This is a genomic window from Aeromonas dhakensis (assembly GCF_002285935.1).
GTDB classification, from domain to species: Bacteria; Pseudomonadota; Gammaproteobacteria; order Enterobacterales; family Aeromonadaceae; genus Aeromonas; species Aeromonas dhakensis.
In genome coordinates, this window is the sequence record NZ_CP023141.1 from 563,661 (window position 1) to 583,757 (window position 20,097).

20 protein-coding genes and 1 tRNA gene are annotated in these 20,097 nt (G+C 61.7%); 11 read left to right on the forward strand and 10 right to left on the reverse strand.

Going from position 1 to position 20,097, the window contains the following annotated elements:
- The first annotated feature begins 79 nt into the window (after positions 1-79).
- On the forward strand, positions 80-379 hold the full coding sequence (locus tag CK627_RS02895; protein ID WP_005306588.1) for a c-type cytochrome: 300 nt from the start codon (positions 80-82) through the stop codon (positions 377-379).
- Positions 380-468: 89 nt separating this feature from the next.
- Here CK627_RS02895 and recQ read toward each other — a convergent pair whose 3' ends face one another.
- Positions 469-2,304, reverse strand: a complete 1,836-nt coding sequence (gene recQ / locus CK627_RS02900) for an ATP-dependent DNA helicase RecQ (protein ID WP_095591632.1) — start codon at positions 2,302-2,304, stop codon at positions 469-471.
- Positions 2,305-2,437: 133 nt separating this feature from the next.
- On the opposite strand from recQ, the gene CK627_RS02905 reads away from it, so the two are divergent.
- Together CK627_RS02905 and CK627_RS02910 are read left to right on the forward strand one after the other, a co-directional pair.
- Complete coding sequence (locus tag CK627_RS02905; RefSeq protein WP_029306122.1) at positions 2,438-2,902, forward strand: thioesterase family protein; 465 nt, start codon at positions 2,438-2,440, stop codon at positions 2,900-2,902.
- A gap of 124 nt (positions 2,903-3,026) precedes the next feature.
- Positions 3,027-3,554, forward strand: a complete 528-nt coding sequence (locus CK627_RS02910; protein ID WP_005306599.1) for an AbiTii domain-containing protein — start codon at positions 3,027-3,029, stop codon at positions 3,552-3,554.
- 411 nt (positions 3,555-3,965) lie between these two features.
- Here the strand turns inward: CK627_RS02910 and CK627_RS02915 are convergent.
- The 9 genes from CK627_RS02915 to CK627_RS02955 all read right to left on the reverse strand — a co-directional run bounded on the left by CK627_RS02915 (position 3,966) and on the right by CK627_RS02955 (position 13,148).
- Positions 3,966-4,042 (reverse strand) — tRNA-Pro (locus tag CK627_RS02915).
- 155 nt (positions 4,043-4,197) lie between these two features.
- Entirely contained in the window at positions 4,198-4,902 is a 705-nt protein-coding gene (locus CK627_RS02920; RefSeq protein ID WP_095591633.1) for an MOSC domain-containing protein, read from the reverse strand.
- A gap of 49 nt (positions 4,903-4,951) precedes the next feature.
- Entirely contained in the window at positions 4,952-5,797 is an 846-nt protein-coding gene (locus CK627_RS02925; RefSeq protein WP_017784198.1) for an ABC transporter permease subunit, read from the reverse strand.
- On the reverse strand, positions 5,794-6,699 hold the full coding sequence (locus CK627_RS02930) for an ABC transporter permease subunit (protein ID WP_010635771.1): 906 nt from the start codon (positions 6,697-6,699) through the stop codon (positions 5,794-5,796). Before CK627_RS02930 ends, CK627_RS02925 begins: the two co-directional genes overlap by 4 nt.
- On the reverse strand, positions 6,696-7,850 hold the full coding sequence (gene potA / locus CK627_RS02935; RefSeq protein ID WP_005306611.1) for a polyamine ABC transporter ATP-binding protein: 1,155 nt from the start codon (positions 7,848-7,850) through the stop codon (positions 6,696-6,698). The genes CK627_RS02930 and potA overlap by 4 nt, the downstream gene beginning before the upstream one ends.
- A gap of 75 nt (positions 7,851-7,925) precedes the next feature.
- Positions 7,926-9,005, reverse strand: a complete 1,080-nt coding sequence (locus tag CK627_RS02940; RefSeq protein ID WP_254425341.1) for a polyamine ABC transporter substrate-binding protein — start codon at positions 9,003-9,005, stop codon at positions 7,926-7,928.
- Positions 9,006-9,127: 122 nt separating this feature from the next.
- Positions 9,128-10,225 carry a polyamine ABC transporter substrate-binding protein gene (locus CK627_RS02945; RefSeq protein WP_005306618.1) on the reverse strand — a complete coding sequence of 366 codons (1,098 nt, stop codon included), beginning with the start codon at positions 10,223-10,225 and terminating at the stop codon, positions 9,128-9,130.
- A 54-nt stretch (positions 10,226-10,279) separates the two neighbouring features.
- Positions 10,280-11,641 carry an aspartate aminotransferase family protein gene (locus tag CK627_RS02950; protein WP_005306621.1) on the reverse strand — a complete coding sequence of 454 codons (1,362 nt, stop codon included), beginning with the start codon at positions 11,639-11,641 and terminating at the stop codon, positions 10,280-10,282.
- A gap of 175 nt (positions 11,642-11,816) precedes the next feature.
- Positions 11,817-13,148 carry a glutamine synthetase family protein gene (locus CK627_RS02955; protein WP_017764859.1) on the reverse strand — a complete coding sequence of 444 codons (1,332 nt, stop codon included), beginning with the start codon at positions 13,146-13,148 and terminating at the stop codon, positions 11,817-11,819.
- Positions 13,149-13,616: 468 nt separating this feature from the next.
- On the opposite strand from CK627_RS02955, the gene CK627_RS02960 reads away from it, so the two are divergent.
- From CK627_RS02960 to CK627_RS02995, 8 genes are all read left to right on the forward strand, one after another.
- Positions 13,617-14,003: a TraR/DksA family transcriptional regulator gene (locus CK627_RS02960; protein ID WP_010635769.1), complete on the forward strand. Its 387-nt coding sequence runs from the start codon at positions 13,617-13,619 to the stop codon at positions 14,001-14,003.
- 173 nt (positions 14,004-14,176) lie between these two features.
- Positions 14,177-15,034 carry a transporter substrate-binding domain-containing protein gene (locus CK627_RS02965; RefSeq protein WP_024942065.1) on the forward strand — a complete coding sequence of 286 codons (858 nt, stop codon included), beginning with the start codon at positions 14,177-14,179 and terminating at the stop codon, positions 15,032-15,034.
- Positions 15,035-15,086: 52 nt separating this feature from the next.
- Complete coding sequence (locus CK627_RS02970; protein WP_095591635.1) at positions 15,087-15,533, forward strand: Mpo1 family 2-hydroxy fatty acid dioxygenase; 447 nt, start codon at positions 15,087-15,089, stop codon at positions 15,531-15,533.
- 21 nt (positions 15,534-15,554) lie between these two features.
- Complete coding sequence (locus CK627_RS02975; RefSeq protein ID WP_010635766.1) at positions 15,555-16,034, forward strand: CreA family protein; 480 nt, start codon at positions 15,555-15,557, stop codon at positions 16,032-16,034.
- A gap of 77 nt (positions 16,035-16,111) precedes the next feature.
- Positions 16,112-17,101: a 2-hydroxyacid dehydrogenase gene (locus tag CK627_RS02980; protein WP_095591636.1), complete on the forward strand. Its 990-nt coding sequence runs from the start codon at positions 16,112-16,114 to the stop codon at positions 17,099-17,101.
- 106 nt (positions 17,102-17,207) lie between these two features.
- Entirely contained in the window at positions 17,208-18,569 is a 1,362-nt protein-coding gene (gene yegD, locus CK627_RS02985; protein WP_095591637.1) for a molecular chaperone, read from the forward strand.
- A gap of 176 nt (positions 18,570-18,745) precedes the next feature.
- Positions 18,746-19,165, forward strand: a complete 420-nt coding sequence (locus CK627_RS02990; RefSeq protein WP_167385250.1) for an META domain-containing protein — start codon at positions 18,746-18,748, stop codon at positions 19,163-19,165.
- Positions 19,166-19,245: 80 nt separating this feature from the next.
- Positions 19,246-20,094, forward strand: coding sequence for an HDOD domain-containing protein (locus tag CK627_RS02995; RefSeq protein WP_017764864.1), 849 nt, complete (start codon positions 19,246-19,248; stop codon positions 20,092-20,094).
- Positions 20,095-20,097: the final 3 nt, after the last annotated feature.

Genomic DNA, 20,097 nt, shown 5'->3' on the forward strand with positions numbered 1-20,097 from the left:
TGCTCGTGTCACTCTTTATACCGCCGTCGGCCAGCAGTGGCTAACGGGCGATGCGCTATTTCATTTCAAGGAGAAGAAGATGCAAAGATGGTTGGGCGCCCTGCCCCTGTTGCTGTTGTTGTGGGGGCCGGCCCAGGCGGCCGATGTCGAGGCTGGCAAGGCCAAGGCCGCCGTATGCGCCGCCTGTCATGGGGCCGAAGGCAGGGCCCTTGTCCCCAACTATCCCCATCTGGCGGGACAAAACGCCGCCTATCTGGTGAAACAGCTGAAGGCTTTCAAGGATGGCAGCCGCAAGGAACCTTTGATGGTGCCCTTCATGGCGCCGCTCACCGAGGCAGACATGGAGAACCTGGCAGCCTATTACGCCAGCTTGAAATAATTCACGGCGCCCGGCCAACGGGCGCCACTCCCCTGATGTGCCGCACGGGCCTGAGTCCGCCGCGGCCGATGACGCCTTGCGAATCTCCCCTACCGGCGGCAGTAGTCGATGATCAGGTCCATAAAGGCTTCGCCGAAACGCTCCAGCTTGCGGTGACCGACGCCGTTGATCGCCAGCATCTCGTCTTCCGTCATCGGCATGAGCTGCGCCATCTCCACCAGGGTGGCGTCGTTGAACACCACGTAGGGCGGCACCTCTTCATCCTCGGCGATCTGCTTGCGCAGTGCCCGTAGCTCCTTGAACAGCCGCTTGTCGTAGTTGGCGTTGTCGAGCAGGCCGTTGCGCTTCTCCTTGCGACTGGAGATGGGCTGCAGGCGGGGCACCGCCAGTTCCAGCTTCACCTCGCCGCGCAGCACGGGGCGGGCCGCCTCGGTCAGCTGCAGCACCAGGTTGCGGGTGATGTTCTGGGTCAGCAACCCCTTGTGGATCAGCTGGCGGATAACGCTCATCCAGTACTCGTGGCTCTGATCCTTGCCGATGCCGTAGGTCGAGAGCTTGTCGTGGCCGTGATCCTTGATGCGCTGATTGAGCGAGCCGCGCAGCACCTCCACCACATAGCCTACCCCGAAGTTCTGCCCCACCCGCCAGACGCAGGAGAGCGCCTTCTGGGCGTCTTCGGTGCCGTCATAGCTCTGGGGTGGATCGAGGCAGATATCGCAGTTGCCGCACGGCTTGTCGTTGTACTCGCCGAAGTAGTTGAGCAGCACCTGACGGCGGCAGGTCTGCGCCTCGGCGAAGGCCGCCATCACGTTGAGCTTGTACTGCTCCACCTGCAACTGCTGGGGGTTTTCGATGTTGTCGAGCAGCCGGCGCACCCGTCCGATGTCGGCAGGATCGTAGAGCAGCAGCGCCTCGGCCGGGGTGCCGTCGCGGCCGGCACGGCCGGTCTCCTGATAGTAGGATTCGATGTTCTTCGGGATGTCGTAGTGCACCACGAAGCGCACGTTGGGCTTGTCGATGCCCATGCCGAACGCCACCGTCGCCACCACTATCTCGATGTCATCCTTGAGGAAGGCCTCCTGGGTCTGCTGGCGCAGCTCGAGGGGCAGGCCGGCATGATAGGGAGCTGCCTTGCAGCCGTGACGGGAGAGCCGCTCGGCCACCTCCTCCACCCGGTTGCGGCTGGAGCAGTAGACGATGCCGCAGTTGCCCTTTTGGCTCTGCACATAGCGCAGCAGCTGCTCGGCCGCCTTGAACTTCTCCACCAGGCTGTAGCGGATATTGGGCCGGTCGAAACTGGCGGTGTGGATAAAGGGATCGTTCAATTCCAACCGGTGCAGCATGTCGCTGCGGGTCGCCTCGTCGGCGGTGGCGGTCAGCGCCACCACGGGCACCTGGGGAAACCACTGCTTGAGCCGCCCCAGCGCCGCATACTCCGGCCGAAAATCGTGCCCCCACTGGGAGACGCAGTGCGCCTCGTCGATGGCGAACAGGCCGAGCGGCAGCTCCGCCAGCCGGTCCATGAATTCGTGCTGCAGCAGGCGTTCGGGGGAGACGTAGACGATTTTTATCTCGCCGCGCCGCATGGCGGCAAAGTTCTGGATCATCTCCTCCCGGCTCAGGGCCGAGTTGATATAGACCGCCGCCACCCCGTTGGCACGCAGGCTGTCCACCTGATCCTTCATCAGCGAAATGAGGGGAGAAACGACCACCCCGAGCCCGGGCCGCAGCAGCGCAGGGATCTGGTAGCAGAGCGACTTGCCGCCGCCTGTGGGCTTGAGCACCAGCGCATCGCGCCCCGCCACTATCTGCTCGATGATCTCGAGCTGACCCGGCCGAAACTGCTGATAGCCGAACACCGCCTGCAACAGGGCAAGGGGGTTCTCTGGCTGAGGGTCAGGCAGGGTTTCGGCAATGACGGTCATGGGCTCTCCTTTGGGGTCGCCATTCTAAAGCAGCCGCCGCCCACAATAAACCTGCCATTGCGACTGTTAAGGAAGTGTTGCAGACTGGCTGGAGTTTTTACTCGGCTATGCCGACAGGGATTGGACTCAAGGAATGAAACAGATGCTCAAGAAGATGGCGCTCAGTGGCATTGCCAACCTGTTCGCCGAGAGGATGCCCTTCAACAAGCTGATCGGCATGCAGGTCACCCACTACGACTTCGACAAGGTGGAGCTGCGTATCAAGATGGAGGAGAAGCTGATCGGCAACCCCTTCCACAACATACTGCACGGCGGCGTCACCGCCAGCCTGCTCGACGTGGCCGGCGGCATGATAGTCGCCGCCTCCTGCATCGACGAGCTGGAAGACTTCTCCCCCAGCTATCTCAAGGAGCGCTTCTCCCGCCTCGGCACCATCGATCTGCGGGTGGACTATCTGCGACCGGGGCGCGGCAACGAGTTCATCGCCACCGCCCACATCATCCGGGCCGGCAGCAAGGTCGCAGTTGCCCGCATGGAACTGCACAACGAAGAGGGCACCCATATCGCCTTCGGTACCGGCACCTATCTGGTGGGCTGAACCCGCTCATTGCATAAAAACAGCGCTGCTAATCTGATTTTAATCATTAGAAACCTTACCCCCTCTGCCGCCACGGGGTTCATACTGAAAGTCGGGATTGTGTGCAGAAGGAGGATTGCAGGCGATGAGTGCGAAACTGGCCACCAAACCATCCAGAGCCTTGTTGAGGCAGCTCGAGTCCATGCTCGACGAGGTGCAGACACCCGAGTGTCGCCACTGGCTGGAACAGGAGCTTGAGGGATACTCTCTCTGTTCGCCCCTGCCCTGGTATCGCATCATAGCCTGTCGGCAACGCGGTCACTTCTTGGATCTGAAGACGGGAAAATACCTGACCTGTCACATCAACAGTCAAACGCTAAGCCAACGCGATCTGGCCCAGATTCAGTTCATCTATGCCCGTGAACCCGCCGCCCACTATTTGCTGCAACGCAATTCCGGTATTGAGCCCTGGCCAGAACAGCTGCTGGAAGATTATCAGGAGCAGCTGATCCCTGGCCATCTGTGCCTACAAGCCTGGCATGAGCCCGTGTCTTCATTACGCGAACAACTGATGGAGGGAATAGAACATTTCATTAGTGAGTACCCCAAGCACGCGGCCTTGCAACCTCAACACAGCTTCAAGGCATTGCGGCATCAGCACTGGCATATCTAACAGGCGCCTGGCGCGCAAGGAGGGCACCATAGACAGAACCCAACGAGAGATTGCCACAATCTAGAATGCCGGAGTCAGGATCAGACTCCACCCTGGGCCACCGAGCGGTGGCCCTTTTATTGTCTGGTTGTCTTGCACAGAACAACCCAACAAACGAGGCAGCGAGGCAGCGAGGCAGCGAGGCAGGAAAGCAGGAAAGCAGGAAAGCAGGAAAGCAGGAAAGCAGGAAAGCAGGAAAGCAGGAAAGCAGGAAAGCAGGAAAGCAGGAAAGCAGGAAAGCAGGAAAGCAGGAAAGCAGGAAAGCAGGAAAGCATCGCATACCATCGTACGACTGCCAGCGCTGGAGCCAGCCTCTGTTGAGGCGAAAGCCAAACGCGAAAAGGCCGCTCTATTGAGCGGCCTTTTCTAATGTGGTCGGTGTGAGAGGATTCGAACCTCCGACCCCTTCGTCCCGAACGAAGTGCGCTACCAAGCTGCGCTACACACCGATGTCTGCGGGACGGGAATTTACCGAAAGCCCCGACCCGACACAAGCCTTTTTTGCATTAAAAAGGAAAAAAAGTGCTGTTCGCTCAACTATTCAGCACTCCCCTCGCCGTTTTACCGAAATGCAGCCGGACGGTGACATTTCGCTAACCCAGCCTCAGGGCAGACGAAGCGACTCAGGCCCCAGCAACCGGCGTTGCCAGTCCGCAATCGTGCCGTGCTCCAGCCAGTCCGCCGCATGCTTGCGCCAGTTGGGCGAGAGGGCCGGATTTTCCAGCAGCAACAGCAGGTCCGCCTCGTTGCGTAGCTGATTGAACAGGATATCGGCAGTACGCTTCACCGTGAGCTCAGGGTAGGGTCTGTCCACCAGCTCCAGCCTCTCCTGCGGCATCACCATCCCCTCCTCCAGCACCCGCAGCAACCAGCCGCAGCGGCCACTGAGCTGCATCACCTGCGACAACTGACCATAACCGAAACGCTGATTGAGCTTGAAACAGGGGGATCTGGGCTGGCTTATCTGGATCAGCGCCTCGCCGAGTCGATAAACATCGCCGATGCAGGCCTGCGCCTCGGTCAACCCGACCCCGGAGAGGTTCTCGCCGAAGGCGGCGGGCTGCCAGGGGGTACGCGGGGCCGGCAGGCCCAGCGCCGTCTGCCAGTTGTGCCACCAGGGGTAGTGATCGGCGGGATAGTAGTGCAGCGCCCGATCAGGGCCGCCATGGTGACGCTGGTCGCTCTGTTCGTCGCCAGCGAGACCGCTGACGCAGCACCAGAGCGGTATGGTGGTGGCTTGTTTGTGGATGGCACTGACAAGACCGGGAACCAGTTCGGCACCCTGGCCGCTAAAGATGGAGATCCGCATTCTCATCCTCCGGTTTGACGAGAGAATGCGGATCTTATCATGTGAGGGGTCAGGCGACTGCCTGCATCTGGGTGGTCATGGCGATCTCGGCACGGCGGCGTTTCTCAGCCTTGGCCATCAGATACCAGCTGCCGAAGGTGAACAGCGATACCGACAGCAGGATCAGGCTGGCCACCGCGTTGATCTCGGGTTTCACCCCGAGCCGCACCGCCGAGAAGACCTCCATCGGCAGGGTCGTGGAGCCCGGGCCGGAGACGAAGCTCGCCAGCACCAGATCATCCAGCGACAGGGCAAACGACATCATGCCGCCCGCCGCCAGAGAGGGGGCGATCATCGGAATGGTGATCAGGAAGAACACCTTCCAGGGTTTGGCCCCCAGATCCATGGCCGCCTCCTCGATGGAGAGATCCAGCTCCCGCAGCCGTGCCGACACCACGATCGCCACATAGGCGGTACAGAAGGTGGTGTGGGCGATCCAGATGGTCACCATGCCCCGCTCGGCAGGCCAGCCCACCAGCTGGGCCATGGCAACGAACAGCAGCAGCAAGGAGAGACCGGTGATCACCTCGGGCATCACCAGCGGCGCCGTCACCATGCCGCCGAACAGGGTCCGACCGCGGAAGTGCGGGATCCGGGTCAGCACGAAGGCCGCCACCGTCCCCAGCGCCACCGCCGAGACGGCGGTGTAGAAGGCGATCTCCAGCGAACGCAGCACGGAGCTGATCAACTGCTTGTTGTCGAGCAGGCCGAAGTACCACTTGAGCGACCAGCCCCCCCATACCGTCACCAGCTTGGAGGCGTTGAAGGAGTAGATCACCATGATGATCATGGGCAGGTAGATGAACAGCAGCCCCAGCCACAGCATCAGCTTGGCAAAACCGAAACGTCTCATCATGCCTTGCCCTCCAGCTCTTTGGCCTGGTTACGGTTGAACAAGATGATGGGGATGATCAGCACCGCCAGCATCACCACCGCCAGCGCGGAGGCCACCGGCCAGTCGCGGTTGTTGAAGAACTCCTGCCACAGCACCTTACCTATCATCAAGGTCTCGGGGCCGCCCAGCAGCTCCGGAATGACGAACTCGCCCACCACCGGAATGAACACCAGCATGCAGCCGGCGATGATGCCGTTCTTGGAAAGCGGTACCGTGATCCGCCAGAACCGGGTCAGGTTGCGGGCCCCCAGATCGGAGGCTGCCTCCAGCAGGCTCTGGTCATGCTTGACCAGGTTGGCGTAAAGCGGCAGCACCATGAACGGCAGGTAGGAGTAAACGATGCCGATGTAGACCGCCAGGTTGGTATTGAGGATCTGCAGCGGCTCATCGATGAGGCCGATACCCATCAACAGGCTGTTGAGCAGGCCGTTGTTGCTGAGAATGCCCATCCAGGCGTAGACCCGGATCAGGATCGCGGTCCAGGTCGGCATCATGATGAGCAGCAGCAGTACAGTCTGGGTCTCCTTGTTGGCCCGCGCGATGGAGTAGGCCATGGGATAGCCGATCAGCAGGCAGAGAATGGTGCTGACCAGGGCCATCTTGAGGGAGCCGAGATAGGCCGCGATGTAGAGCTCATCCTCCCGCAGCAGCAGGTAGTTGCCCATGTTGAGCAGTATGGTGAGCTGATTGTCCGCCCAGCTCACCACGTCGGTGTAGGGCGGGATCGCCACGTCCGCTTCGGCGAAGCTGATCTTCACGACGATGATGAAGGGCAGCAGGAAGAACAGGAACAGCCAGAAGAACGGGATGCCGATCACCAGCTGCCGCCCCCCCAACGACTTCAGTCGTTTCAATGCCATCATGATTGCAGCACCACGCCGCTGTCATCTTCCCAGTAGAGGAACACCTGGTCATCCCAGGTCGGCCGCTTGCCGTGGCGTTCGGCGTTGGCGATGAAAGCCTGAACGATTTTGCCCGAGGGCAACTGGATGTAGTAAACCGAATGACCGCCCAGATAGGCGATGTCGTAGACCTCGCCCTTGGTCCAGTTGAAGTCCGGATGCTCGATCTCCACCGGCTTTTGCAGGCTCATCAGCAGCTTTTCCGGCCGCAGGGCGTAGGTCACCTTCTTGTTCTCGGCGCGGGAGCTGATGCCGTGACCCACGTAGATGGGCTGCTCCAGATCGGCGCAGGCGATGGTGGCGTGGTCCTGCTCGTCCTCCACCAGCAGGCCGTCAAACAGGTTGACGTTGCCGATGAACTCGCATACCAGCCGGCTGGCCGGGGTTTCGTAGATGTCCATCGGGCTGCCGATCTGCTCGATGCAACCGAGGTGCATGATGGCGATCCGCTCGGCCATGGTCATGGCCTCTTCCTGGTCGTGGGTCACCATGACGCAGGTAACCCCGACCCGTTCGATGATCTCGACCAGCTCCAGCTGCATCTGGGAACGCAGCTTCTTGTCGAGCGCCCCCATGGGCTCATCCAGCAACAGCAGCTTGGGCCGCTTGGCCAGCGAGCGCGCCAGCGCCACCCGCTGACGCTGACCACCGGAGAGCTGATGGGGTTTGCGGCGAGCATACTGGGTCATCTGCACCAGCTTGAGCATCTCCTCTACCCTGGCGTCGATCTCCGCCTTGGGCAGGTTGTCCTGCTTGAGACCGAACGCGATGTTCTGGGCCACCGTCATGTGGGGGAACAGAGCGTAGGACTGGAACATCATGTTGATAGGACGCTCATAGGGCGGCATGTCGGTGATGTCGACTCCGTCGAGGAACAGCCGTCCCTCGGTGGGGCGCTCGAACCCCGCCAGCATCCGCAGCAGGGTCGACTTGCCGGAGCCGGACCCGCCCAGCAGGGCGAAGATCTCGCCCTTGTGGATGTTGAGGGACACGTTGTCGACCGCCAGCGTTTCATCGAACTGCTTGCTTACCCTGTCTATCTTGACCAGCACTTCTTTGCGTTGCTGGCTGCCCTCGAGGGCTTTCTTGTAGGCACTGGAGGCTATCGCCATTACCAAACTCCCAAAGGTAATACCGGCCGGGGCCGATCCATAAAACAGTCTGGCGCCCCGGGACGGGCGCCAAGGTTAGGTTCCGGACTTGATCCTGGTCCAACTCCGGGTGATCAGACGCTGCACCGCACGGGGATGTGCCTGCTGCACATAGAGCCGTTCCAGCACCGCCTGGGGTGGATAGACGGATTCGTCTTCGCGCACGCGTTTCTCCATGAACTCTCCCGCTCTGCTGTTGGGGTTGGCATACCCCACGTAGTCGCTCACCTTGGCGATGACGTCAGGCTCGAGAATGTAGTTGATGAGGGCGTGCGCCTCTTTCACGTTGGTGGCATCGGCCGGGATCGCCATCATGTCGAACCAGAGGTTGCCCCCCTCCTTCGGAATGCTGTAGGCGATCTTGATCCCCTTGCCCGCCTCCTCGGCCCTCGCCGCCGCCTGCAGGATGTCGCCGGAGAAGCCGGCCGCCACGCAGATGTTGCCATTGGCGAGATCGCCGATGTACTTGGAGGAGTGGAAGTAGGCCACGTAGGGGCGCACCTTGAGCAGCTGCTCTTCGGCACGCTTGAGGTCTGCCGGCTCATGGCTGTTGGGGTCGAGCCCCAGATAGTTGAGCGCCGCCGGGATCATCTCGTCCGCCGAATCGAGGAAGGCCACCCCGCAGTGGGAGAGCTTCTTCATGTTTTCCGGCTCGAAGATGGTCGCCCAGGAGTCGATCTTGTCGACCCCCAGTACCACCTTGACCTTCTCGACGTTGTAACCGATGCCGTTGGTGCCCCACAGATAGGGCACGGCGTATTGATGGCCTGGATCCACTTTGTCGAGCTGCTTGAGCAGCACGGGATCCAGGTTGGCCAGATTGGGCAGCAGGGCGGGATCCAGCTTCTGGAAGGCCCCCGCCTTGATCTGCTTGGCCAGGAAATTGTTGGAGGGCACGACCAGATCGTAACCGGTACGGCCGGTCAGCAGCTTGCCTTCCAGCGTCTCGTTGGAGTCAAACACGTCATAGACAGTCTTGATCCCGGTCTTTTGCTGGAAGTCACTGAGGGTGGTCTCGCCGATATAGTCGGACCAGTTGTAAAAATGAACCACAGGGGCTGCCTGGGTCAGATTTGCAAACCCCAGGGTCAGGGCCAGCGTAGCTATCTTGGTCATGTGCACTTACTCAGTCCTCTTTATGTGTGATTTGCCAGTGCGCATCCATACGCGCCGTCCAACCTGTCGGGTGGGTCACCACCCTCCCGGCCGAACTGCGGACCGGGAGGGGCACTCTTCACTTACTTGCCTGACTTGATCTTGGTCCAGCTACGAGTCATCAGACGCTGCACCTTGGCCGGCAGATCCGGGAAGGTGTAGATCTTCTTGAGGGTCTCGTCGCTCGGGTAGATGCCCGGATCGTTGCGGATCTTCTCGGACACCAGCGGCACGGAGGCCTTGTTCCCGCTCGGATAGCTGACGGCGTCGGAGATCTGGGCGATCACCTCGGGCTTCATCAGATAGTTCAGGAATACATGGGCCGCTTCCACGTTCTTGGCATCGGCCGGAATGGCCAGCATGTCGAAGAAGCTGCCTGCCCCCTCTTTCGGGATCACGTAGGTCAGATTGATGCCGTTCTTGGCCTCGATCGCCCGGGACTTGGACTGCTGCAAGTCACCGGAATAGCCGACCGCCACGCACAGGTTGCCGTTGGCCAGATCCGAAATGTACTTGGAGGAGTGGAAGTAGGCGGTGTAGGGACGGATGGAGAGGAACAGCTCCTCCGCCTTCTTCAGCTCGTCCGGCTTCTGGCTGTCCGGCTTGAAGCCCAGGTATTGCAGGGCGGCCGGCAGCATTTCAGTCGGCGAGTCGAGGAAGGAGACACCGCACTCCTTCAACTTGGCCATGTTTTCCGGTTTGAACACCAGATCCCAGGAGTCCACCGGTGCCTTGTCACCCAGCACGGCTTTCACCTTCTCCGGGTTGTAGGCATAACCGATGGTGCCCCACAGGTAAGGAATGGAGTACTGGTTACCCGGGTCGCTCGGTTCGAGCGCCTTGAGCAACGAGGTATCCAGGTTTTGCCAGTTGGAGAGCTTGGACTTGTCCAGTTTCTGGAACACGCCCGCCTTGATCTGCTTGGCCAGGAAGGGGTTGGACGGCACCACGATGTCATAACCCGAGCTGCCCGCCAGCAACTTGGCTTCCAGCACCTCGTTGCTGTCGAACACGTCGTAGACCACCTTGATGCCCGTCTCTTTCTGGAAGTCTTCCAGGGTGTTTGGCGCGATATAGTCGCTCCAGTTGTAGACGTGCAACACCTTGTCTTCGGCCATCGCCGCGCCGCTCATCATGACCAGCGCCACCGAGGCTGCAATCATTCCCGTTTTGAAAGACATCGTCCTTGTCTCCTAAGCAAATTGTATGCGCAAGCCAACCTGCCCGGCGCCCGTCTATCCCCGCAGCTTTGCCGCCGTCAGATCCAGACTGAGCCTGGCCAGATTGACCAATTCATCCACCTGTTCCTCGGTGATCACCAAGGGGGGCGATATGATCATGGTATCGCCGACCGCCCTCATCACCAAGCCATTGTTAAAGCAGAACTCCCGACAGGTCATACCGGCCTGCAGCTCAGCCGGGAAGCGGCTGTTGGTCTGCTTGTCCTGCACTATTTCCAGCGCGGCCACCAGGCCTTTGCCACGGGTTTCGCCCACCAGCGGATGGTCCGCCAGCTCCGCCCAGCGACGCTGCAAATAGGGGCCGATACTATCATGAACTCGCTTAACTATGCTTTCGTTTTGCATAAGCGTAATGTTGGCAATGGCCACGGCGCAGGCCACCGGATGACCGGAGTAGGTGAAGCCGTGGTTGAATTCGCCCCCCTCTTCCACCAGCACCTTGGCGACCCTGTCCCCCACCATCACGGCCCCCATCGGCAGGTAGCCGGAGGTGATCCCCTTGGCCAGGCACATGAGGTCCGGCTTGATGCCAAAACCCTCGCTGGCGAACCAGTGACCGGTGCGGCCAAAGCCACAGATCACCTCGTCGGCGATGAGCAGGATGCCGTACTTGTCGCAGATGCGCTGGATCTCGGGCCAGTAGCTGTCGGGCGGGATGATGACGCCACCGGCGCCCTGGATCGGCTCGCCGATGAAGGCGGCCACCTGGTCCACCCCCAGCTCCAGAATCTTCTCCTCCAGCTGACGGGCACGGGCCAGGCCGAATTCGTGGGCGCTCATCCCCTGCCCCTCGCCAAAGTGATAGGGCTGATCGATGTGCACTATGCCGGGGATCGGCAGCCCGCCCTGGGCGTGCATCCCCTTCATGCCGCCCAGGCTGGCCCCGGCCACGGTGGAGCCATGGTAGGCATTGTGGCGGCTGATGATCACCTGCTTCTCAGGCTGCCCCTTGCTGGCCCAGTAGTGGCGCACCATGCGCAGCACGGTATCGTTGCACTCGGAACCCGAGCCGGTGAAGAAGACGTGGTTGAGGTGGGAGGGCGTCACCTCGGCCAGCAGGGTCGCCAGCTCGGCGGCAGGCGGGTGGCTGGTCTGGAAGAAGAGGTTGTAGTAGGGCAGTTGCTGCATCTGGCGGGTGGCGGCGTCCACTAGCTCCTGGCGACCGTAACCCAGGTTGACGCACCACAGGCCGGCCATGCCATCCAGAATGCGCTTGCCTTCGGAGTCTTCCAGATAGACCCCCTCGGCACGGGTGATGATGCGGCTGCCTTTCTTGTTCAGCGCCTGAAAATCGGTAAACGGATGCAAATGATGGCTGGCTTCCAGTTGCTGCCACTCACGGGTGGTGTGCTGCATTGCTTGCTCCTCGGTTCCTTCGATGTAAGCGATGTTTGTTCGTCAACGGATGAGGGAGGGGGGCTCCCCCACTCACGTATGGGAGAGCCTGACCTTGGCCCCGGCATTGTCGATATGATCGGGAACGCCCTCGGGCGCTCCCGGCAGGCCGATGCGCGTCAGACGCGCACCCGGGTCACACGTTCAGCAGCAGGAACTCCCGTTCCCAGCGGCTGATCACCCCGAAATAGGTTTCATACTCCTTGCGCTTCACCGCCACGAAGGCGCGGGTAAAGCGCTCGCCCAGCATCTCCTTGATGGGGTCGCACTGCTCCAGGTGGCTCAGTGCCTCCTCCAGCGAGCGGGGCAGGCTGTAGGGCAGCTCATAGGCGCTCGACTTCATCTCCGGCAGCGGCTCCAGCTTCTCCATCATGCCGAGGTAGCCGCAGGCCAGGGTGGCGGCCAGCGCCAGATAGGGGTTGGCATCGGCGCCGGCGAAGCGGTTCTCCACCCGGCGGGCGCTGGCCTCGGAGAAGGGTACCCGCAGCCCGCAGGTGCGGTTCTCCACCCCCCACTGCACGTTGCGCGGTGCGCTCTCGCCAAAGGTGAGGCGGCGGTAGGAGTTGACGTTGGGGGCCAGCAGCGCGGTCACCGCCGGCGTGTATTTCTGCAGGCCGGCGATGAAGTGCATGAACAGCTCGGAGTTGCCGCCGTTCTCAACCCCGAACAGGTTGCGACCGTTCTCATCTTCCAGACTCTGGTGGATGTGCATGGCGGAGCCGGGCTCGTCGCTCATCGGCTTGGCCATGAAGGTAGCGTAAATCCCGTGACGGTGGGCCGCCTCGCGCATGGTGCGCTTGAACAGGAACACCTGGTCGGCCAGATCGATGGCATCCCCGTGCAGGAAGTTGATCTCCATCTGGGCGGCACCGGACTCGTGGATCAGGGTGTCCACCTCCAGCTCCTGCGCCTCGCAGTAGTCGTACATGTCCTCGAAGATGGGGTCGAATTCGTTCACCGCGTCGATGCTGAACGACTGGCGGGCCGTCTCCGGGCGACCGTTGCGGCCGGTGGGCGGCACCAGCGGATAGTCGGGATCTTCGTTGCGCTTGACCAAGTAGAACTCCAGCTCGGGGGCCACCACCGGCTTCCAGCCCTGCTTCTCGTAAAATGACAGGACCCGACGCAGCACGGAGCGCGGCGCTATGTCGATCAGCTTGCCATTGATGTCGAAACAGTCGTGGATCACCTGGGCGGTGGGCTCCAGCGCCCAGGGTACGAAACGAATGGTGTTGGGATCTGGATAGAGCTGCATGTCCCGCTCCAACGGGTCGATCATGCTGTCGTCATCCGGATACTCGCCGGTCACCGTCTGGGTGAAGATGACCTCGGGCAGCCGCATGCCCCCTTCGCGCAGAAACTTGTTGGCTGGAATGATCTTGCCTCGGGCATTGCCGGTGAAATCCGGAAACAGGCACTCCACTTCCGTGATGCGATTGCTCTCCATCCAGCCCTTGATACTGTCCATGTTAAACCCCGACTCTACGGTTGCCATTGGCAAGGGTGTCTAATATATGGAACACCCTTGTTATCAAATTGTAATCAACACCACCATAAAAGCCCGCCATCAGGGGCAATGTCAAGCAGTGGTGTTTAAAAAACTATAAATAACGGCGCATATAATGACCATGGCGGGGACAAATACTAAACACCCTGTCATGGTAACGACTTACTGCAAAGCCGGTGCCAACGAGGCGTGTTACCCCCGTATGTTCTCAGTCAGACCCTGTCGGAATTGGGCCATTTTTTTGCAAGGGCGCACAATCCTTGTCCTCTTTGCTTTGCATGCCTGCATTTTTTTGGTACAAGGCCCGCCCTGATTTGCACTCTCCTGCATGGATTTGGTGCAAATACAGGACACAGGGCTTGGTCTGCAGGCAGACAGCCCCCATAAACAGGGATAATTGGGTTAGTAAACTGACTGGTAGTAAATCGTATGTGTGATTTCATGACTGAAGACCAACTGGCCTTTTACAAGGGACAGATCGAGCGCCAGATCCTCGAACTCGAAGATCGCCTCAACTCCCAGGCCAGCCAGGCCATCGCCACCGATACCAACGAGATGGCTGATGAAATTGACCGTGCCAGCATCGAGGAAGCCCGCCGTCTGGAGCTGAACCGCATCGAGCATGACAAGCTGCATCTGCGCAAGCTGCGTGGTGCGCTCAAGCGCATCAGCGAAGGGGATTTCGGTTACTGCGAATCCTGCGGTGACGAGATCTCCCTCAAGCGGCTGCAGGCGCGTCCCGAGTCCCGCTTCTGCGTTGAATGCCAGAGCACCAAGGAGTTCAACGATACCCACGTGTATCGTCGCGTCGCCTGACGCCTCCCCGCGCCGTCACTGGCGCTCGCCGGCGGGATGACGAGCAGGCCCTGTCTGCCTCGATGCAGGCGGGGTCCCTGCCTCGCCGCTCCCCGCGCCACGGCGGCGCAGCAACAGAGTGACAAGTTCTGTTAGACTCCGGGCAAGCCCCGGAATCTACAGGAGAGCAGAGAGTGAAATGGTTCCTCAAACTGTGCTTGTGTCTGCCGTTGCTGGCACAAGCACAGACCCTCACGGTCAAGGTGCCCAGCCGACCGATCAACGACCTCGACAAAGAGTATCAGCTCAAGCTGCTGGAACTGGCCCTCACCCATGCCGACCAGCCGTTTCGCATCCAGCAGGTCGAACTCAACCTCAACCAGTACAGCTTGCAGCAGCAGCTCAGCAAGGGCAAAACCATCAATGTGTTCTGGATGGGAACCTCAAGCGCCCTCGAATCCTCCCTCATCGCCGTGCCGATCCCGTTGTTTCGCGGTCTGGAAGGGCTGCGGCTCTCCTTCATCCACGCCGATGCCCAGGAGAAGTTCAACCAGATCAACTCGCTGGCCGATCTCAAGAAGCTGAAGGCGGCGCAAGGGGTGGGCTGGGCCGACAACAAGATCCTGGAGAACGCGGGCATCCCCACCTATTCGGGGCGCTACAGCAACCTGTTTCGGCTGATCAACGACGGTGACAAGCTGGACTTCTTCCCGCGCAACCTGGTGGAGATCTTCGCCGAGCGCAGCGAGCTGGTGGCGCAATACCCCAACCTGGTCATCGATCAGCATCTGCTGATCCGCTACCCCTTCGCCGAGTTCTTCTTCGTCAGTCCCGAGGCGCCGAAACTGGCCAAGGCGATTCAGACCGGGCTTGAGCGGGCCTATGCCGACGGCAGCTTCATGAAATTCTTCCGGGAGAACCCCAAGATCCGCGAGGCGCTGGCCAGTGCCAAGCTCGACCAGCGGGTCACCATCGCCCTGCCCAATCCCGACATGACCCCCTTGCTCAAGAGCATTCCGGCCCAATATTGGGAGTATCCCCCACAGGGGTGACGCATCGGCCACCTCAACCGGGGTGGTACACACAGCGCGCCAGGGAGGTGCCATGAAGGGAATCGAGGAGTGGTTTGCACTGTACGGCCAGAGTCACCAGCACCCGGTCAATGTGGCGATCCACAAGCTGGCGGTACCGGGCATCTATCTCTGCGCCCTGGCCCTGCTCTGGTGCCTGCCGGCCGGGCCGCTGCCACCGTCGCTCAACTGGGCTGCGCTGGTCGCCATTCCGGTGCTGGCCTTCTACCTGCGGCTGTCGTTTGCGCTGTTCGTGGGGATGGCGGTGCTGACCGCGCTGGGCTTGGTCGCTTGCCACAGCTGGCAGGGCCCGCTGCTGTGGCCGGCACTGGCCGGGTTCGTGCTGCTCTGGATAGCCCAGTTCGTCGGCCACAGGATCGAGGGCAAACGCCCCTCCTTCCTTGCCGACCTGCAATTTCTGCTGATCGGCCCCGCCTGGGTGCTGGCCAGCCTCTATCGTCGTTTGGGCATTCCCTACTGAGGGAAGCCAACAGGAGAGACCATGAGATACCGTCACACCCTTGCTCGCGCCCTGCCGCTGCTGCTGGGCGCATTGATTGCCGGCCCGGCGCTGGCCGACAAGGCCGACCCCGTCGGCGAGGTGAGCACCGCCTTCAAGCTGTTTGGCCCCAACCACAAGATCCTGGTGGAGGCGTTCGACGACCCGCGCATCGACGGCGTCGCCTGCTATCTGGCGCGCCCCAAGACCGGCGGCGTCAAGGGCGGGCTCGGGCTGGCGGAAGACCCCTCCCATGCCTCCCTCTCGTGCCACCAGATCGGTCCCATCACCCTGCCCGCCAAGCTGAAAGCGGGGGAAGAGGTGTTCGACGTCAGCACCTCGCTGGTGTTCAAGGAGCAGAAGGTGGTGCGCTTTTACGATCAGAAGCGCAATGCGCTGGTCTATCTGACTTACAGCACCAAGCTGGTGGATGGTTCTTACAAGAGTGCGGTCAGCGCCGTGCCCATCATGCCGTGGGGCTGAATCCCCACCATTTATCCCGTGATGACGACCCATATTTGTTGTAATTTAACTACATCATAATCTGCGGAGAGCGCACCATGAGAGTCGCCGTTTTCAGTACCAAGAGCTACGACAAAGAGCACTTCAATCAGGCCAACAGCCAGTACGGTTATGAACTTGAGTTCTTCGACGTGCGGCTGGAGGCCAAGACTGCCCGGCTGGCCCACGGCTTCCCCGTGGTGTGCCTGTTCGTCAACGACGATGCCGACCGCGAGGTGCTGACCGAGCTGGCCGCCAACGGCACCAAGGTGATCGCCCTGCGCTGCGCCGGCTACAACAACGTGGATCTGGCCGCCGCCAAGGAGCTGGGGCTGAAGGTGGTGCGAGTGCCCGCCTACTCCCCGGAAGCGGTCGCCGAGCACGCGGTGGGCCTGATGATGACCCTCAACCGTCGCATCCACAAAGCCTATCAGCGCACCCGTGACGCCAACTTCTCGCTGGAGGGGCTGGTCGGCTTCAACATGCACGGTCGCACCGCCGGCATCATAGGCACCGGCAAGATCGGCATCGCCACCCTGCGCATCCTCAAGGGCTTCGGCATGCGCCTGCTGGTGAGCGATCCCTATCCGAACCAGGCGGCCATCGATCTGGGCGCCGAGTACGTGGATCTCGATACCCTGTTCCGCCAGTCCGACGTCATCAGCCTGCACTGCCCGCTGTTCAAGGAGAACTACCACCTGCTGAACAAGGAGGCGTTCGCCAAGATGAAGGACGGGGTGATGATCATCAACACCAGCCGGGGCGGCCTGCTCGACTCCAACGCCGCCATCGAGGCGCTCAAGACCTCCCGTATCGGCGCGCTGGGGCTGGACGTCTACGAGGAGGAGGAGGATCTCTTCTTCGCCGACAAGTCCAACGAAGTGATCACCGATGACGTGTTCCGCCGTCTGTCGGCCTGCCACAACGTGCTGTTCACCGGTCACCAGGCCTTCCTGACCCGCGAGGCGCTGCACGCCATCGCCGACACCACCCTCAGCAACATCCGCGCCATCGACAGTCAGGGCCGCTCTGACAACGAAGTGGAATAAGGGGCCTCCCCTACCCCTCAGCGGTTCATTGCCGTGCGCCGGGTTGTGAGACCCGGCGCCTTCGGGTAGGCTACCAGCCCTTTTTTGCTCAGGAGTCTGGCTGCCCATGTTTATCGGATTTGATTACGGTACCTCCAACTGTGCCGTCGCCGTGATGGAACAAGGCAGCCCCAGGCTGCTGAACCTGAGCGGTGCCCACTATCTTCCCTCCACCCTGCACGCCCCCCACCGGGATGCCATCGCCGGCCTGTTGGCCGAAGGGCTGGCGCCTGCCCAGCAGAGCGAGTACCTCAAGCTGCGCGGCCCCGTGGTAACCCGGGCCCAGGCGGTACGCCGCCAGATGCGCGAAGAGGGGCTGATCGACGAGCTCAGCTTCGGCGCTGCGGCACTGGAGCGCTATCTGGAAGAGCCGGACGACGGCTACTACATCAAGTCGCCGAAATCCTTCCTCGGCGCCTACGGCCTCAAGGCACCGCAGATCGCCCTGTTCGAAGACATCGTCTGCGCCATGATGCTGCACGTGCGGCGCGAGGCGGAGCAGCAGCTCGGCGCGCCTATTCGCCGTGCCGTGGTCGGCCGCCCGGTCAACTTCCAGGGGTTGGCGGGGGAAGAGAGCAACCGTCAGGCCATCGCCATCCTGAGCGAGGCGGCGCGCCTCGCCGGATTCGAGCAGGTGGAGTTTCTCTATGAGCCGGTGGCAGCCGGCTTCGAATTCGAGGCCCGCCTGAGCGAAGATGCAGTGGTGCTGGTGGTGGACATCGGCGGCGGTACCACCGACTGTTCGGTGCTGCGGATGGGCCCGAGCCATCGTGCCCAGCTCGATCGCAGCGGCGATCTGCTCGGCCACAGTGGTCAGCGCATCGGCGGCAACGACTTCGACATCCGGCTGACGGTGGAGGGCATGATGCCGCTGCTCGGCATGCACGAGACCCTCAAGACCGGCAAGCCGCTGCCCCACCCGCTGTTCTGGGACGCCGCCGCCATCAACGACGTCAGCGCCCAGAGCCGCTTCTACAGCCTGGAGACCGCCCGCCAGTTGCAGGATCTGCAGCTCGACAGCCAGCCCGGCAGCAAGCTGGGCCGCCTCGCCAGCCTGCGCGCCCACAAGCTGAGCCACCAACTGGTGTGGCGTGCCGAGCAGGGCAAGATCGCCCTCTCCCAGGAGGAGTCGGCCCAGCAATCTCTGGCCGAGCTGGAGCGCGGGCTGACGGCCGAGCTCAAGCGCGATCAGCTGGCCAGCGCCTCCACCCCGCTGCTGGAAAAGATCGGTGAGCTGATGGACGAAGCCATCGCCGCCGCCGGCGTCCAGCCGGACCGGGTCTTCATCACCGGCGGCAGCGCCCGCTCGCCCCTCATCCAGGCCTTCATCCGCCAGAAGCTGCCCCAGGTGCCGCTGGAAGGGGGCGATGACTTCGGCTCGGTCGCCTCCGGTCTGGCCCGCTACGCCGAGCGCCTGTTCGGCAACTGACGCCCCGGCGGGGGGGCCGGCGACGACGCCGGCCCCCTTTGCAAGGCCAGTGTTGCCATTTAACGACACAGGCCCAATCCGCGGGACGACAGAAGCGGTCGGGGACACTCCCCCTTGCCCTGCCTGGGGGGCCGCACAGAGGGTATGCTTGTCACTCCCACTACCGGAGCCCTTTCATGCCCAGATTCTTGCTACTGCTGCTCGCCCTGCTTCTGCTCAGCGCCTGCAGCAGTACTCCCCGCTTTGCCTCGCAAGACCTGCAGCACCACCACTGGGTGCTCGACAAGCTGGATGGCCACCCCGTCACAGCGGCGCGAGACAATCCGCCCGATTTCGAGATAGGTGAGCACTTCACCGTCAACGGCATCGCCGGTTGCAACCGCTACTTCGGTCAGGGCCACCTCGAGGGGAACAAGTTCTGGGTGACCAGTCTGGGCAGCACAGAGATGGCCTGCCAGGCCCCGCTTGATGCGGTGGAGCAGGCGGTGCTGACCACCCTCACCGAAGGGGCCACCCTGGATGGCACCACCCAGACCCTGATCCTGCAGGGCAAACGGCATCGTTTGGAATACACCCTGCGCGACTGGGTGCTGTAACCCCCCCTTCGCATCACAAAGCCGGATCACAAACAGGAACATGTGCCTCGCCTGTGGCACAATATGAGGCAGTGCTCGCAATGGAGGCTGCCTCAGCCATGTCGATGGACCGTCTGTTTGACAAGATCAAACAACTCCCCACTATTCCACAGCTGCTGCATGAGTTGATGCAGAGCTTCAGCGATGAAAATGCCCGCATCGACCAGATCGCGGCCAAGATCGCCATGGATCAGGTGATCAGCGTCAAGGTGCTGCGGATGGCCAACTCGGCCGCCCTGCGCCGCGGCAACGAAGTCACCTCCATCGAACAGGCGGTGATCCGCCTCGGTTTCAACCGGTTGCGATCTGTGGTGGTCGCCTCCGGCATCATCGGCAGCTTCAAGGCCCCTCCCAGCTTCGACAAGAACAAGTTCTGGACCGAGACCTTCCAGGTCGCCACCATCGCCAAGACGCTGGCCCAGGAGGCCAAGGTGCTCGACCCCGAGACCGCCTTCACCTGCGCCCTCATCCACAACATCGGCGAACTGCTGATCCAGAGCACCCTGCCGGAAGAGGCGGAGCTCATCAATCTGGCGATCCAGAAAGGGAGCAGCCGGGTCGAGGCCCAGCGCGAGATGCTGGGGTACGACTACGCCCAGCTCGGTGCCGAGCTGGCACGGCGCTGGAACCTGTCGGAGGCCTTCGTCGACGCAATCTCCCAGCAGCTGGATCCCCTCTCCCACGATCCGGTCAGCAAGGAGGCGGTACTGATCCGCCTCGCGGTCTTCATCTCCTTCGCCTGGAACGCCGGGGTGCCGGCCCAGGCCATCATAGCCCGCTTCCCCAAGCCGCTGGCCGACCAGCTGGGACTGGATCCCAAGTCCCTCGCCGGTCAGCTCGAAACACTGCATGAACAGGGTAATGCCCTCGCCGATCTTCTGACTCAATAAGCA